The sequence below is a fragment of the Nonomuraea polychroma genome, assembly GCF_004011505.1.
Taxonomy (GTDB): domain Bacteria; phylum Actinomycetota; class Actinomycetes; order Streptosporangiales; family Streptosporangiaceae; genus Nonomuraea; species Nonomuraea polychroma.
On record NZ_SAUN01000001.1, the window covers coordinates 34886 to 50027 of the forward strand.

Genomic DNA, 15142 nt, shown 5'->3' on the forward strand with positions numbered 1-15142 from the left:
CACTCAAGAGCGCACCCCCGGACCTTCCAGCAACTCTTCCACCTCAGCCGTCGTGGGCATGGCGTCGGCGCAGGCCAGCCGGCCGGCGACGAACGCCCCCGCGGCGTTGGCGAAGCGGATCGTCCGCTCCAGCGGCCAGCCGCGCAGCAGCCCCAGGCACAGGGCGCCACCGAACGCGTCTCCCGCGCCGATCCCGTTGAGCACGTCCACCTCCACTGGCTTGATCAGACAGCTCTCCCCGGAGGTACGCGCGAAAACCCCTTCCGGCCCCATTTTCACGATGGCGATCTGAACCCCGGCGTCCAGCAGCGCCTGCGCGGCCGCTTCGGGGTCACGGACGCCGACGGCGGTCTCCACCTCCTCCAGGTTGCCGACCGCCACGTTGGCGTGCGGGAGCGCCCGGCCGGCCGCCTCGCGGGCCGCCGCACGCGACTCCCACAGCGGGGCCCGGTAGTCCAGGTCGAACACCGTCCAGCCCGACGTACGCGCCGACAGGGCAGCGTGGTGGGCCGCGCGGCTCGGCTCCTTGCTCAGGCCGGTCAGCGAGAACCAGAACAGGCTCGTGGCGCGGATGGCGTCCAGATCCAGGTGGCCGGACGTGATGCGCAGGTCAGGGGGATGCTCGCCGCGGTAGAAGTAGATCGGGAAGTGGTCGGGCGGGAAGATCTCGCAGAACGTGACGGGCGTCGGCGCCTCCGTGAAGGTGACCACAAAGCGGTCGTCGACGCCGAAGTCGCGGATCGCCCGCCGCACGTACGCGCCGAAGGGGTCCGCGCCCACGCCGGTGATCACCGCGGGGCGCAGCCCGTGGCGGGCCGCCGCGACCGCGACGTTGGTGGGGCTGCCCCCGAGGAATTTGCCGAAGGTCTCGACATCGGCCAGCCCGACGCCGGTCTGCAGCGGATAGACGTCGACGCCGCAGCGGCCGATCGTGATCAGGTCGTACAACGCACCTCCCGAGGCCGAGCTCGGCTCCGACACTATGGCACATTGTCATGACATTCTGATGTCCGTTATGTAGCCACGTGGAGCTTCGCTCTTCACATCGTCTAGTGTTCGGTTGTTAGATGGCCACTGTCCGGTCGAAGAGGCAGTATGCGGTGCCCCTCCCGGAAATATGATCAGGCCTTTACGTCATATGAATGTCATGACATATTGGCCCATGGCTTACCTCCTAACCTGATCTGTCGGAGGGTTTGCATGGCATTGCGTAAAGTCGCCGCGGTCCTCGCCGCGGCCGGGATCGGATTAACCGCCTGCGGCCAGTCGTCCGGCGGTGGCGGTGACACCATCGAGTTGACCATCGCCCAGAACGCCATCGCGGGCGGCAAGAACGCCGCCGCGGCGGACTTCGTGGCCAACTGGGTGATCCCCCAGTTCGAGGCGGCCCAAAAGGCGAAGGGCAAGGACGTCAAGGTCAAGTTCGTCCCCAGCGGCGTCGACGACGAGCAGTACAAGACCAAGCTCTCCCTGGACCTCAAGTCGGGCAAGGGCGCGGACGTGATCGACATTGACGGCATCTGGGCCGGCGAGTTCGCCGAGGCCGGTTACATCAAGCCGCTGGCGGACCTGGTGGGCGCCGAGGCCGACAGTTGGGACGGCTGGGCGCAGATCCCCGAGTCCGTACAGGGATTGGCCACCTACAACGGCAAGAAGTACGCGTTGCCGATCGGCACCGACGGCCGGGTGCTCTACTTCAACAAGACGCTCTTCCAGAAGGCCGGGCTGCCGGCCGACTGGCAGCCGAAGAGCTGGCAGGAGATCCTCGACGCCGGCACCAAGCTGAAGTCCGCGGGCGTGCCGGTGCCGATCCAGGTCAACGCCGGGACGGCGATGGGCGAGGCCACCTCGATGCAGGGCGTGCTGCCGCTGCTCGCGGGCGCGGGCGGCGAGGTGCAGAAGGACGGCAAGTGGACGGGCGCGTCCCAGCCGCTCAAGGACGCGCTCGGCTTCTACCAGAAGATCTACGGCGGCGGCCTCGGCGACCCCAAGCTGCAGCAGGAGGCCAAGGGCCGCGACAAGTCGTTCCAGCAGTTCGCCGCGGGCAAGATCGGCATCCTGATGGAAGGCGACTACTTCTGGCGCGGCGTCATCAACCCCAAGGACGGCGTGGCCCCGATGGCCGATCGCGACCAGACCGTCGGCTACGCGCTCATCCCCGCCATTGAGCCCGGCAAGGGCATCCGCGGCCAGGATTTCGTCAGCATGTCCGGCGGCGCGCTGCGCACGATCAACCCCAACAGCAAGCATCCGAAGGAAGCGTTCGAGCTGCTGACCTTCACGCTGTCGCCGGAGGCGCTGAAGGAGGAGACGAAGGACGGCAACGTGCGCATCACGCCGCGCACGGACGTCAACAAGGAGATCCTCGCCGGTGAGCCGCTGCTGACCTACATCTCGGACAAGGTGCTGCCGCTGACGGCCTTCCGGCCGCCGGTCGCGGTCTATCCGCAGGTGTCGGTGGCGCTGCAGGAGGCCACCGCCGCGGTCGTCGGCGGCACCGCGCCGGACCAGGCGGCGACCGCGTACCAGAAGAAGCTCGAAGGACTCGTCGGTGGCGCAGGCAACATCATCGCCCCCTGACATCATCGACGAGCAGGCCCCCGCCCGCCGCTCCTACAACTCGGACGCGGCGGGCCTGGGCCGGCTGCGGGCCGGGATGTTCGTGGCCCCCGCGCTGCTGCTCATCGCGGCCTTCCTCGTGTTCCCCGCGCTCTGGGTGCTCTACCTGGGGCTGACCAACTACCGGCTGACCGGGATCGCCGCGGCCGAGCCGCAGTTCGTGGGGCCGGCCAACTTCCTCGACGCGGTCTCCAACCCGGTCTTCTGGGACTCCACGTGGCTGACGGTGCAGTTCGTGCTGGGCTCGGCCGTCATCGGGCAGGTAGGGCTCGGTTTCACCATCGCCTGGCTGCTGCGTGACCGGCGAGGTCCGCTGAAGCGGCTGGTCGAGGGCCTGGTCATCCTGGCCTGGATCCTGCCGAGCGCGGTGGTGTCGTTCCTGTGGGTGGCGCTGCTCGACCGCGACGGCGGCACGCTCAACGCGCTGCTCGGCCTGCCCGGCTTCGCCTGGCTGCTCGACCACCCGATGTTGTCGATCATCATCTTCAACACATGGCGCGGCACCGCCTTCTCGATGATGTTGTACGGCGCCGCGCTCGGCAACGTGCCGCCCTCGCACCTGGAGAGCGCCCGCCTGGCCGGGGCCTCCGGCTGGCAGCAGCTCAGGGACGTGGTGTTCCCGCACATCAGAGGCCACATCCTGACGAACCTGCTGCTGATCAGCCTGTGGACGTTCAACGACTTCACGCCCTTCCTGATCACGGCGGGCGGGCCGGACGGGCGGTCGGAGATCCTGGCGGTGCACGTGTACAAGGTCGCGCTCCAGAGCGGCGAGCTGGGTTACGGGGCGGCGGTCTCCACGGTCATCCTGCTGATCAACCTGGTGGTGGCGGTGTTCTACCTGCGGTTGCTGCGGAGCAAGAAATGACGGCGCGGTTCGTGGCCGGCCGGATCGGCTTCTACACGCTGATCGCGGTGCTCCTGGCGTTCTTCACGATCCCGTTGCTCTGGCTGGCGACCGCGCCGTTCACCTCCGACCCGACATATGAGGTGGCGGTGCCCGACTTCACCTGGGAGAACTTCCAGGCGGTCGTGGAGCATCCGTACGCGCTGCCGTCCCTGTACAACTCGCTGGTGTTGTCGGTCGGCACGGCGGTGCTGGTGGTGGCGATGGCGGCGCTGGCGGCGTACGCGCTGAGCCGGGTGCGCATGCCGGGGCGCGACGCGCTGCTGTACGCGTTGTTGCTGCTGTCGTCGATCATCACGGGGACGGCGGCCATGGTGCCACTGTTCCAGCTGGCGGTGGAGCTCAACCTCATCGACTCGCAGCTCGGCCTGATCCTCATCCTGACGGGCGGGCTGCTGCCGGCGGCGATCTTCATGCTGAAGGACTTCATGGACTCGACGCCGAAGTCCTATGAGGAGTCGGCGCGGGTGTTCGGGGCGTCGCCGCTGCAGATCGTGCGGCACGTGGTGGTGCCGCTGGTACGGCCGGGGCTGGCGACCATCGCGGTCTGGGCCGTGGCCAACGTGTGGGGAAATTTCCTGATGCCCTACCTGTTGCTGAGCGACGTCGAGAAGCAGCCGGCGGCCGTGATCACGTACACGCTCTACACCGAGGGCGGCCAGGCCAACCTGCGGATGTTGTCCACGTTCGGGCTGCTGTACTCGGTCCCCGTGGTGCTCATGTACCTGTTCGTCAGCAAGAAATACGGCTTCCGCTTCCATGGAGGGATCAAGCGTTAAATGGCCGCCATCGAACTACGCGGGCTGACCAAGGTCTATCCCGGCGGAGTGAAAGCCCTCGACGCGCTCGACCTCGCCATCCCGGACGGCGAGTTCTTCGCCCTGCTCGGCCCCTCCGGCTGCGGCAAGACCACGTTGCTGCGCACGATCGCCGGGCTGGAGACCGCCACCGGCGGCTCGGTGGTCATCGGCGAGCGTGACGTGACCGGCGTGCAGCCGGGCGGCCGGGACGTCGCGATGGTCTTCCAGGACTACGCCTTGTTCCCGCACATGGACGTCACGGACAACATCGCCTACCCACTGCGCATCAAGAAGGTCGCCAAGGCGGCGCGCCGCGACAAGGCCGTCGAGGTGGCGGCGCGGCTCGGCCTCGAACAGCTCATGGACCGGCGTCCCGGCCAGCTGTCCGGCGGGCAGCAGCAGCGGGTCGCGCTGGCGCGCGTGATGGCCACGCAGGCGCAGGCGTTCCTCTTCGACGAGCCGCTGTCCAACCTGGACGCCAGGCTGCGGCTGGAGGCGCGGACGTTCCTCAAGAAACTCCAGCGGGAGCTGGGCGTCACCACCGTTTTCGTCACCCACGACCAGGCCGAGGCGCTGGCCATGGCCGATCGGATGGCGGTGATGGAGTCCGGGCACATCCGGCAGATCGGCACGCCGGCCGAGGTGTTCCAGCGGCCCGCCAACACGTTCGTGGCCGGGTTCATCGGCTCCACGCCGATGAACCTGCTGAACGGCGCCGTGAGAGGTGACACGCTGGACGTGGCAGGGTGCAAGGTGGCGGTACCGGTCTCGGCCGAGGGACGGCTGAGCGACGGGGAGAAGATTGTGTACGGCGTGCGACCCGAGTACATGTCCTACTCGGCCGAACCGGCGGAGGGGGCGCTCGGCGGGAAGGTGGCCATCGTGGAGAACCTCGGCGCCTCCCACCTGGTGACCCTCGACGTCGCCGACGTGATCGTGCAGGCCGTCGTGCCCGAGGGCAGCGAGCCGGCGCTGGGCGACGACGGCTACGCCGTTCCCCGGCGGGACCGGGCGCTCGTCTACCGGGACGGAGAGCTCGTATGACCATAGGTGCGAAGCGGACTGCCGCTATGGTCTTGACCGGGCACCACAGTGGAGCGGCAGTCTGATGGGCGGTTTTTCTGTTGGGCGGGGCCATTGGAGCCTGGACGATCGGCTGGAGCGGACGCTGCGGGAGGTGCCGTTCGAGGTGCCCGCGGGGACCGCGGCGGTGACGGTGCGGCTGTCCTACGACCGGTCGCAGGGCGTGATCGACCTCGGATGCGGCTCGCCTGGCGGGTTCCGCGGCTGGTCGGGCGGGGCGCGTGACGAGTACACGATCACCGCCGACTGGGCGACGCCCGGTTACCTGCCCGGTGCCGTGGAGGCCGGGACCTGGCACGTGTGGTTGCGGCTGCACCGGATCCCGCTCCATGGGCTCGACTACACGCTGGAGATCACCTCCGGCGCCGTGGCCCCGGCGGAGCCGGTCGTCGAGGAGCCGCCGCACGGAGAGCGGCCGCCGCGTCGGGATATTCCGGATATCGAGGGCATGCGGTGGTTCGCCGGGGACTTCCACGCCCACACCCTGCACAGCGACGGCAACCTGACCATCGCCGAGCTGGCCGAGCTGGCCCACGGCCGAGGGCTCGACTTCCTGGCCGTCACCGACCACAACACCGTCAGCCACCACCCCTGGCTCGCCAAGATCGACCGGGAGATCACGCTCATCCCGGGCCAGGAGGTCACCACCGACCGCGGCCACGCGAACGTGTTCGGCGACGTCGGCTGGGTGGACTTCCGGCAGCCCGCCGACGCCTGGGTCGAGCATGCCGAGCGCGCGGGCGGCCTGATCTCCGTCAATCACCCGCTCGGCGGCGACTGCGCCTGGCTGCTGCCGATCAGCTGGCGGCCCCGGCTCGCCGAGGTGTGGAGCTCGGGCTGGTGGGACCGGCGCTGGGGCGCGCCGCTGGCCTGGGCGGACGCCTGGCGCGACGACGTGATCGCGATCGGCGGCAGCGACTTCCACCGCCACGGCTCCGACGGCCTGCCGGGCGCGCCCACGACCTGGGTGCTGGCCGAGGACACGAGCACGGTGCTGGACGGCGTACGGGCCGGACGCACCGCCGTCTCGGCGGGTCCCGACGCGCCGCTGCTGCTCAGGCTGGGCGACGAGCTGCTGGCGCTGGACGCGAGCGGCCTGGTCCTGGTGCGTCCGGACGGCGCCAGGCAGCTGATCCGCGACGATCGGGCGCTGGTCCCCGCAGGTGTAGGGCGGCACCGGTTGGAAACCCACGAGAACGAGGTGATGGCGCTGTGCGAGTGACAAAGGTCGCCAATGCTCCCGTGAGCTTCGGAGTGTTCGAGCTGTCCGACGCGCCGCCGCCGCTCAGCCCCGACGAGATGGTGCGCGCGTTGTCCGATGCCGGGTACGAGGGCATCGACTCCGGGCCGATCGGTTACTTGGGCACCGGCTCGGAGCTGACCGATCGGCTGGCCGGGAGCGGATTGTTGCTCGCGGGCGGCTGGGTGGACCTGCGCTACGGCGACGCCGAGGCGTACGCGCGGGGCCTGCCCGCGCTGGAGGCCGCGCTGGACGTCTTCGCCGCCGCGCCGCCGGCGCCCGAGGGGCTGGGGCCGCGGCCCACGCTGGCCTGCTCGGGCACGCCGGAGCGGTTCGCCCGCCCCGGCGGGAGCGTTCCAGGGTTGCCGCCGTCCGAGTGGCCCGCCTACGCCGCCCGCGTGCAGGAGGCCGCGAACCGCTGCCGCGACCGCGGTTTCGAGCCCGCCTTCCATCACCACCTCGGCACGTACGTGGAGACTCCCGAGGACGTCGAGCGGCTCTTGGAGCTGACCGACGTGCAGCTCTGCCTCGACACCGGGCACCTGCTGCTCGCCGGGGGAGACCCGGTGGCGGCGCTGCGCGCGTGGGCCGGCCGCGTGGGGCACGTGCACATCAAGGACGGCGACACCAAGATCCTTGCCCAGGCCCTGTCCGACGGGGCCGACCTGCGCGAGCTCATGGGCCGCGGCGGGTTCGCCCCGCTCGGCGAGGGCGAGCTGGACCTGCCTGCCGTGGTGCGCACGCTCGACGAGATCGGCTACGCGGGGTGGATCGTCATCGAGCAGGACACGCTGCCCGGCCGCCGCACCGTCGACAGCAACATCGCCGACCAGGCCGCCAACCGCCGCAAGCTGGAGGAGCTGGGACTGTGAGAATCGCTCTGCTCGGGTGCGGCGCGGTGACGCAGGCGGTGTACGTGCCGCTGCTGTCCAGGCGCCGCGACCTGTTCGAAGTGACGGCCGTCTGCGACCTGTCGCCTACGCTCGCCGCCGCCGTCGGGGACCGGCTCGGCGCCGCCCGCCGGTACACGACGCTGGAGGACATGCTCGCCGCCGGCGGCTTCGACGCCGTGCTCGTGCTGGCCTCCGGGTCCCACGGCGAGGCGGTGCGCCGGTCACTGGCCGCCGGTCACGCCGTGTTCTGCGAGAAGCCGCTGGCGCTGACCAGGGCCGAGGTGGCGGCGCTGCCCGAGGGGCGGTTGATGGTCGGCTACATGAAGCAGTACGACCCCGCGGTGCGCCGCGCGGAGGAGCTCCTGGCCGAGCTGGGCGGGCCCGGCGTGATCCGGGCGGTCGAGGTGACGGTGCTGCATCCGAGCGGGGAGTCGCAGCTGGCGTTCGCGAACCTGACGCAGGCGCGTGACGTGGACGCCGGGCTGCTGGCCTCGCTGCGGGCCGCCGAGAGCACGCTCGTGTCGCAGGCGGTGGGGGACTCGCCGGCGGTGCAGAGTCTGTACGGGGTGGCACTCGGCTCGATATGTCACGACTTGTCGCTCTTGAGGCGCTTTACCGGGTCGCCGCATGAGATCTCGTACGTCGAGGCCTGGGGCCCCGCGCCCGGCTCCATCGAGATCTCCGGCCCCTTGCCGGTCCAGGGCAGGTTCTCCATCCGCTGGCACTACCTGGAGGATTACCCGGCCTACCGCGAGACCGTGGCCATCCACCACGACCTGGGCACGCTGGAGCTGGTCTTCCCCACGCCCTACCTGATGAACGCGCCGACGACGCTCACCGTGGTGTCCGGCGGCGAGAGCCGGACCGAATGGCGGGACGTGACCGAGGCGTTCGAGGTGCAGCTGGCCGCCTTCCATGCTTTCGTGAACGATGGCAAGCCGCCGCTCACCGACGTAGGCGGCGCTCTGGAGGACATCGTGACGGCCCAGCGGATCGCCGCCCGCTACGCCGTACAACATGATCTGCCCGTGGGAGGGGAGGCCGCGTGAGCATGGAGATCGTCGTCGTACCTCACACGCACTGGGACCGGGAGTGGTACGAGCCGTTCCAGCGTTTCCGGCTGCGCCTGGTGGCGCTGCTGGACGAGGTGCTCGACACGATGGAGCGCGAGCCCGGCTACCACTTCACCCTCGACGGGCAGCTCGCCTGCGTGGACGACTACCTGGAGGTGCGGCCGGAGAACCGCGACCGCATCGCCGCGCTGGTCGAGTCGGGGCGGCTGGCGATCGGGCCGTGGCAGATCCTCCTGGACGAGTTCCTGTGCTCGGGCGAGAACATCGTCCGCAACCTGGAGCTCGGCATGGACCGGGCCGACAAGCTCGGCGGGGCGATGCCCGTGGGATACCTGCCCGACATGTTCGGGCACGCGGCGCAGATGCCGCAGATCCTGCGCAAGGCTGGGCTGCTGCACGCGTGCGTCTACCGTGGCGTGCCGTCCTCCGTCACCACCGACGCCTTCGCCTGGGTCGCCCCCGACGGCACGGCGCTGCGGACCCAATACCTGCCGGCGGGCGGGTACGGCAACGGCGCCCACCTCTTCTACGACATGGACGGGCTGGCCGGGCGGGCGGCCGAGTTCGTCAAGACGATGCGTGCCTGGCATGGCCCCGAAGGGGACCTGCTGGCCATGTACGGCACCGACCACTCCGCCCCCGTGCGCGGCCTGCCCGAGATGGTGAAGGCGATCGGCGCCCGCATGGACACCTTGTACGGATATATCGGGGCCTATTCCGGCGAAGTCGAAGGGCTGCCGCGCGTGCATGGGGAGCTGCGCTCCCATGCCCGGGCCAACATCCTCCCCGGCGTCATCTCCATCCGCCCCCACGTCAAGCAGGCCATGGGCCGCGCCGAACGTATGGTCGAGCGCTACGCCGAGCCGCTGGCCGCGCTCTGGGGCGGCGAGTGGCCCGGGCGCTTCCTCGACATGGCATGGTGGCGGCTGGTGGACGCCAGCGGGCACGACTCGGTGACCGGCTGCGGCGTGGACGAGACCGCTCAGCAGGTGGCCGCCCGCATCGCCGAGGCCGAACATCTCGGGCAGGCCGTTCGCGACATGGTGACCGCCCGGCTGGCGGCCGCCGTGCCGTCGGACGGGGTGCTCGTCGTCAACCCCACGCCCGATGTGCGCAGCGGCATCGTGATCGTGGACGTGGCCGGGACCGACCCGCTCGTGGACGCCTCGGGCGAGCCGGTGCCGACGCAGCCGCTGGAGTACGCGCCCACGCTGCTGCTCGACGCGGAAATGGACCCCGCCACGGCGCTGACGTTCGTCCACGGGACAGAGCTCTACGGGCAGCACATCACCGGCTGGGCGGTCGAGGACGGCACGCTGACGTTCACGGTGGCACGCGAGACCTCGGTCGTCTTCGACGTGGCCGGCCTGCGCCGCGAAGCGCTCGACGGTGTGACCCGCGTGCGCATCGTCGCCGAGCCCCGGCGTACGGTCGCCGCCATGGTGGAGGTCCCGCCCCTGGGCCACACCAGCCTGCGGCCCCGCCCGCACGGCCAGGTGTTCTACCCGCCGGTGCCGTCCGGCGGGCTGCCCAACGTCCAGCATCACGCGACGTGCTGGATGGGCTCCGACTCGGCGACCCTGCCGGTGCGGGGGGACGAGGAGGTGCTGGACAACGGGCTGCTCCGGGTCACGATCAACCGCGACGGCACGCTGACGCTGGTCGGCCAGGACGGCACGACCGTATCGGGGGCGGGCCGCATCGTGGACGGCGGCGACGTCGGCGACACTTACAACCACGCGCCTCCGGCGGCGGACCTGATCGTGTCCGAGCCGTCGTCGGTCGAGGTGGAGATGGTCTGGTCGGGGCCGCTGGTGGCGGTGGCGGACGTGCGGCGCACGTACACGTGGCCGGCCGCGGGCGACGCCCTCGACGGCGCGCCGGAGGTCCCTGCTCTGTCGAGGGCCTCCCGCACCGAGGAGATCGCCGTCACGACGCGCGTCGAGCTGCGCGCCGGCGAGCCGTTCGTCCGCCTGCACATCAGCTTCGACAACCGCTGCGACGACCACCGGGTCCGCCTGCACATCCCGCTCCCCGCACCTGCCGCGGAGTCGTACGCCGAAGGCCAGTTCGCGGTCGTCACCCGCGGCCTGACCGCCGAGGGCGGCTGCGGTGAGACGCCCCTGCCGACCTTCCCCGCCTCGTCATGGGTGGCGGCCGGCGGGGTGGCGGCGCTGCTGGAGCACGTCACGGAGTACGAGCTGGTGGACGGGGAGCTGGCACTGACCCTGTTGCGCTCGGTCGGCTACCTGTCCCGCAACCGCAACGCCCTCCGCCCCGAACCGGCCGGCCCCCAACTGCCGACCCCGGCCGCTCAGTCGCGGGGCGTCCGGTCGGTGAGCCTGGCGCTGATGCCGTACGAGTCGTCCTGGGGCGAGGTGGTGCCGCAGGCGGAAGCCTTCCGTCACGATCTGCTGGTGGTGCCGGGGCTCGGGGATCGTGCTCTTCCGCTGCCCACACCGGCCTCCGGGCTGTCGGTGACGGGGGAGGGCGTGGTGATGACCTCGCTCAGGATGCGTGACGACTGGCGGGAGCTCCGCGTGGTCGCCCTGACCCCGGACGACACGGAAGCCGTGATCTCCGGCCACCTCCTGCGGGCACGGCACGCCGATCTGCGCGGCCGGCCGGGCGAGTCTCTGGAGGTCACGGACGGGGTGGTGCGGCTGCCCTTGAAGGGCTGGGAGATCGCGACCATCCAGGTTCGGTAACCCGCCACCTTGTGATCGTCCACAACGGGCAGGGTCATACTTCGTGTGACCTCCAATTGCCGCAGGTCGGAAGCGTGACGAAGACTGGCCGACATGAATATCGGCCCCGTCGACTCCTCGCGGGTCCCGCGTTTCGCGGGGCCCGCCACCTTTGCTCGCCTGCCCCGCCTCGACCAGGTGGAGCGGGCCGATGTCGCCGTCGTGGGGGTGCCCTTCGACGCCGGCGTGTCGTACCGGCCGGGTGCGAGGTTCGGGCCGGCCGCCGTCAGGGAGGCGTCCCGGCTGCTGCGGCCCTACCACCCGGCGCTCGACGTCTCGCCGTTCGAGCGGGTGCAGGTCGCCGACGCCGGGGACATCGCGGCCAATCCGTTCGACATCCCCTCCGCCATCGAGGCCGTCGAAGAGGCCGCGGGGGCGCTCGACGCGAAGCTCGTCACCATCGGCGGAGATCACACGATCGCGCTGCCGCTGCTGCGGGCCGCCGCCAGGAAGCACGGTCCCGTCGCGTTGCTGCACTTCGACGCGCATCTCGACACGTGGGACACCTACTTCGGGGCCGAGTACACGCATGGGACGCCGTTCCGGCGGGCCGTGGAGGAAGGGCTGGTCGACACCGAGGCCCTCAGCCACGTCGGGATCCGGGGGCCGTTGTACGGCAAGAAGGATCTCGAGGATGACCGGCGGCTCGGGTTCGGGATCCTGACCGCGGCCGATGTGCTGCGGCGCGGGCTGGACGAGGTGGTCGACGTGCTGCGGCAGCGGGTCGGGGATCGGCCGCTGTACGTGTCCGTCGACATCGACGTGCTCGATCCCGCGCACGCCCCCGGCACCGGGACGCCGGAGGCGGGCGGGCTCACCAGCCGGGAATTGCTGGAGATCCTGCGCGGCCTGGCCGGGCTCGACCTGGTCGGGGCCGACGTGGTCGAGGTGGCGCCGGCCTACGACCATGCGGAGATCACCTCCATAGCCGCCTCCCACGTGGCGTACGACCTCGTCAGCTTGCTAGCGATGCAGGAGAAGAAGCAGACATGAGCGGCATCACCGAAATCGAGACTTATGGGGTCGAGCGCATCCCCGACGCCGATCGCACCGCGCGCCCGCTCGACCTGTTCAGGGTGGCCTTCGGCGGTGCGAACACCTTCGCCACCTGCGTGCTCGGCGCCTTCCCCATCCTGTTCGGCCTGTCGTTCTGGCAGGGCTTGGCCGCCACGGTGCTCGGGCTGGTGGTCGGGGCGCTGATCCTGGCGCCGCTGTCGTTGTTCGGGCCGCTCAACGGCACCAACAACGCCGTCTCGTCGTCGGCTCACCTCGGCGTGCACGGGCGGATCGTGGGCTCCTTCCTGTCGCTGCTGACCGCGATCGCGTTCTTCTCGATCTCGGTGTGGTCATCGGGGGACGCGCTGGTCGGTGGCGCTCACCGGTTGGCGGGGCTGCCCGACAGCGATCTGTCGTACGCCGTCGCGTACGGGATCTTCGCGGTGCTCGTGCTCGTCGTCTGCGTGTACGGGTTCAGGTTCATGCTGTTCGTCAACAAGATCGCGGTGCTGGCGGCGTCGCTGCTGTTCGTGCTGGGCGCGTTCGCGTTCGCGGGTGACTTCGACCCGTCCTACCCGGGCGCTCTGCCGCCGGGTGACCCGCTGTTCTTGCCGTCGTTCATCGGGGCGGCGCTGATCGTTTTGTCGAATCCGGTGTCGTTCGGGGCTTTCCTGGGTGACTGGTCCCGTTACATCCCGGCGAACACGCCCCGCTCCCGGGTGATGGCCGCCGCGTTCCTGTCGCAGATCGCCACCATCCTGCCGTTCTTCTTCGGCCTGGCGACGGCGTCGATCATCGCCACCAAGGCCGCCGACTACGTGGATCCGGCCGCGCCCAACTACGTCGGCGGGCTGCTGGCCGTCTCGCCGGGCTGGTACTTCGTGCCGGTGTGTCTCATCGCGCTCATCGGCGGCATGTCCACGGGAACCACCTCCCTCTACGGCACCGGGCTCGACTTCTCCAGCGTCTTCCCCCGGTTCTCGCGCGTGCAGGCGACGGTCTTCATCGGCACCCTGTCGATCGTGTTCATCTTCGTGGGCCGTTTCGCCGCGAATCTCACGCAGAGCATCTCGACGTTCGCGACGCTGATCATCACCTGCACGGCGCCGTGGATGGTGATCATGATGTTGGGTTACGTGACCCGGCGCGGCTGGTACGACCCCGACGCCCTCCAGGTCTTCAACCGGCGCCAGCGCGGCGGCCGCTACTGGTTCACGCACGGCTGGAACGGGCGAGGGCTGAGCGCCTGGCTGGTGTCAGCGGGGCTGGCGCTGATGTTCGTCAATCTGCCGGGGCAGTTCGTCGGGCCGCTCGGAGACCTGGCCGGCGGTGTGGACGTCTCGCTGCCGGTGGGCCTGGCGGTCGCGGGTCTGCTCTACCTGGCGCTGCTGGCCGTCTTCCCCGAGCCGCGGGAGGTCTACGGTCCCGAGGGGCCGCGGCTGGTCCGGGCGGCCGACACTCCCGTGCTGCCCATCGTGGACGCCGCGGCCGAGCCGGTCACGTGATGGAGCTCGTCGACCTGTCGGTGCCGATCGAGACCGGGATGCCCGTCTATCCGGGCGACCCCGAGGTCTCGGTCGGCCCGGCGCTCACCGTGGCGCGGGACGGCGTCAACGTGCTGGCGCTGCACCTGGGCTCTCAATCGGGCACCCACGTGGACGCGCCGTTCCACATCGACGACGCGTTGCCTGCGCTGGACGAGCTGCCACTGGAGCGCTTCTGCGGGCCTGCCGTCGTTGTCGATGTCCGGGGCCTGCCGCCGCGCTCGGCCATCGGGGCGGAGCGTTTCGAGGGTCTGGAGCCGGCGATCGTGCTGGTGGCGACCGGGTGGTCGGCGTACTGGGGTACGGACGCCTACCAGGCGCACCCGTTCCTCACCGAGGAGGCCGCGGCGCTGCTCGTCGAGCGCGGGGTCAGGACCGTCGGGATCGACGCGCTGAGCGTGGATCCCACGCCGGCCCAGGACTTCCCGGCGCACCGGGTGTTGTGCGGGGCGCACGCCGTCATCGCCGAGAACCTGACCGGTCTGGAACGGCTTCTGGACGCACAGCGGCGTGGCAGGCCGATCGAGGTCTTCATGCTGCCCCTCCGGCTGCCGGGAGCCGACGGGGCGCCCGTGCGGGCGCTCGCGAGGGTCGGTTAGCGGGTGCCCCAGGAGTACGTCTGTTTACGCAGCTTCAGGTACACGAACGACTCCGTGGCCCGTACGGCGGGGATGGCACGGATCTTGCTGAGGATCTCCAGCAGGTGCCCGTCGCCCTCGCACACCACTTCGACGATGACGTCGAACGAGCCCGCCGTGAGCACGACGTAGTCGATCTCTTCGATGGCCGCCAGCTCGTCCGCCACCGACTCCAGGTCACCTTCGATGTTGACGCCTATCATCGCCTGCCGGGGGAAGCCCAGGGTGAGGGGATCGGTGACCGCGACGATCTGCATCACGCCGGCGTCCTGCAGCCGCTGCACGCGCTGGCGTACCGCGGCCTCGGACAGGCCCACCGCCTTGCCGATGGCCGCGTACGGCATGCGCCCGTCACGCTGAAGTTGCTCGATGATCTGTTTCGACAGATCATCGAGCACGACGGGGGCGGCGTTGGCGTTGCCGCGGCGTACGCGGGGCGGCGTCGTCATCGAGAGGAATCCTCCTAGCGGTCCGGCGTTACGGGGGCGTTCCCGCTGGATTGCCGTCCTGGTGCGACATGTTGTCAGTTCTCGGCAGTCTGTCAAGCGAATTCGTAGCAATTTGGTATCTTCACCACGAAATCCCTTGTCCGGATGCTTTCA

13 protein-coding genes are annotated in these 15142 nt (G+C 70.2%); 11 read left to right on the plus strand and 2 right to left on the minus strand.

Annotated elements, in window-relative coordinates; genetic code table 11:
- Positions 1 to 3 precede the first annotated feature (3 nt).
- Complete coding sequence (iolC, locus tag EDD27_RS00185) at positions 4 to 981, minus strand: 5-dehydro-2-deoxygluconokinase (protein ID WP_241563777.1); 978 nt, start codon at positions 979 to 981, stop codon at positions 4 to 6.
- A gap of 219 nt (positions 982 to 1200) precedes the next feature.
- Between iolC and EDD27_RS00190 the strand changes: the two genes are divergently transcribed.
- The 11 genes from EDD27_RS00190 (at position 1201) to EDD27_RS00240 (ending at position 14501) form a co-directional block, all read left to right on the plus strand.
- Positions 1201 to 2580: an extracellular solute-binding protein gene (locus EDD27_RS00190; protein WP_241563778.1), complete on the plus strand. Its 1380-nt coding sequence runs from the start codon at positions 1201 to 1203 to the stop codon at positions 2578 to 2580.
- On the plus strand, positions 2552 to 3487 hold the full coding sequence (locus EDD27_RS00195; protein ID WP_206641174.1) for a carbohydrate ABC transporter permease: 936 nt from the start codon (positions 2552 to 2554) through the stop codon (positions 3485 to 3487). The genes EDD27_RS00190 and EDD27_RS00195 overlap by 29 nt, the downstream gene beginning before the upstream one ends.
- Entirely contained in the window at positions 3484 to 4305 is an 822-nt protein-coding gene (locus EDD27_RS00200; protein ID WP_127930499.1) for a carbohydrate ABC transporter permease, read from the plus strand. The genes EDD27_RS00195 and EDD27_RS00200 overlap by 4 nt, the downstream gene beginning before the upstream one ends.
- Complete coding sequence (locus EDD27_RS00205; protein WP_127930500.1) at positions 4306 to 5370, plus strand: ABC transporter ATP-binding protein; 1065 nt, start codon at positions 4306 to 4308, stop codon at positions 5368 to 5370.
- A 64-nt stretch (positions 5371 to 5434) separates the two neighbouring features.
- Entirely contained in the window at positions 5435 to 6631 is a 1197-nt protein-coding gene (locus EDD27_RS00210) for a CehA/McbA family metallohydrolase (RefSeq protein ID WP_127930501.1), read from the plus strand.
- A gap of 20 nt (positions 6632 to 6651) precedes the next feature.
- The gene (locus EDD27_RS00215; RefSeq protein WP_241563779.1) at positions 6652 to 7521 is read left to right on the plus strand and encodes a sugar phosphate isomerase/epimerase family protein; all 870 of its coding nucleotides are present in this window, start codon (positions 6652 to 6654) and stop codon (positions 7519 to 7521) included.
- Entirely contained in the window at positions 7518 to 8591 is a 1074-nt protein-coding gene (locus tag EDD27_RS00220) for a Gfo/Idh/MocA family protein (protein WP_127930502.1), read from the plus strand. Before EDD27_RS00215 ends, EDD27_RS00220 begins: the two co-directional genes overlap by 4 nt.
- Positions 8592 to 8593: 2 nt before the next feature.
- Positions 8594 to 11323, plus strand: coding sequence for a glycoside hydrolase family 38 N-terminal domain-containing protein (locus EDD27_RS00225; RefSeq protein WP_127940378.1), 2730 nt, complete (start codon positions 8594 to 8596; stop codon positions 11321 to 11323).
- Between the two features lie 93 nt (positions 11324 to 11416).
- A complete protein-coding gene (speB, locus tag EDD27_RS00230; protein WP_127930503.1) occupies positions 11417 to 12355 on the plus strand; it encodes an agmatinase in 939 nt (312 codons plus the stop codon).
- Entirely contained in the window at positions 12352 to 13863 is a 1512-nt protein-coding gene (locus EDD27_RS00235; protein WP_127930504.1) for a purine-cytosine permease family protein, read from the plus strand. Before speB ends, EDD27_RS00235 begins: the two co-directional genes overlap by 4 nt.
- Positions 13863 to 14501, plus strand: coding sequence for a cyclase family protein (locus EDD27_RS00240; protein WP_127930505.1), 639 nt, complete (start codon positions 13863 to 13865; stop codon positions 14499 to 14501). The genes EDD27_RS00235 and EDD27_RS00240 overlap by 1 nt, the downstream gene beginning before the upstream one ends.
- On the opposite strand, the gene EDD27_RS00245 is transcribed toward EDD27_RS00240, so the two are convergent.
- Positions 14498 to 14989, minus strand: a complete 492-nt coding sequence (locus EDD27_RS00245; RefSeq protein ID WP_127930506.1) for an Lrp/AsnC family transcriptional regulator — start codon at positions 14987 to 14989, stop codon at positions 14498 to 14500. The two genes, EDD27_RS00240 and EDD27_RS00245, sit on opposite strands and share 4 nt — an antisense overlap.
- Positions 14990 to 15142 lie beyond the last annotated feature (153 nt).

Bases quoted from the DNA above. Each gene is read 5' to 3' on its own strand.
- EDD27_RS00235 (WP_127930504.1), top strand. From the start codon at position 12,352: ATGAGCGGCATCACCGAAATCGAGACTTATGGGGTCGAGCGCATCCCC.
- EDD27_RS00210 (WP_127930501.1), top strand. From the start codon at position 5,435: ATGGGCGGTTTTTCTGTTGGGCGGGGCCATTGGAGCCTGGACGATCGG.
- EDD27_RS00200 (WP_127930499.1), top strand. From the start codon at position 3,484: ATGACGGCGCGGTTCGTGGCCGGCCGGATCGGCTTCTACACGCTGATC.
- EDD27_RS00240 (WP_127930505.1), top strand. From the start codon at position 13,863: ATGGAGCTCGTCGACCTGTCGGTGCCGATCGAGACCGGGATGCCCGTC.
- EDD27_RS00245 (WP_127930506.1), bottom strand. From the start codon at position 14,989: ATGACGACGCCGCCCCGCGTACGCCGCGGCAACGCCAACGCCGCCCCC.
- EDD27_RS00190 (WP_241563778.1), top strand. From the start codon at position 1,201: ATGGCATTGCGTAAAGTCGCCGCGGTCCTCGCCGCGGCCGGGATCGGA.
- speB (WP_127930503.1), top strand. From the start codon at position 11,417: ATGAATATCGGCCCCGTCGACTCCTCGCGGGTCCCGCGTTTCGCGGGG.
- EDD27_RS00205 (WP_127930500.1), top strand. From the start codon at position 4,306: ATGGCCGCCATCGAACTACGCGGGCTGACCAAGGTCTATCCCGGCGGA.
- EDD27_RS00225 (WP_127940378.1), top strand. From the start codon at position 8,594: ATGGAGATCGTCGTCGTACCTCACACGCACTGGGACCGGGAGTGGTAC.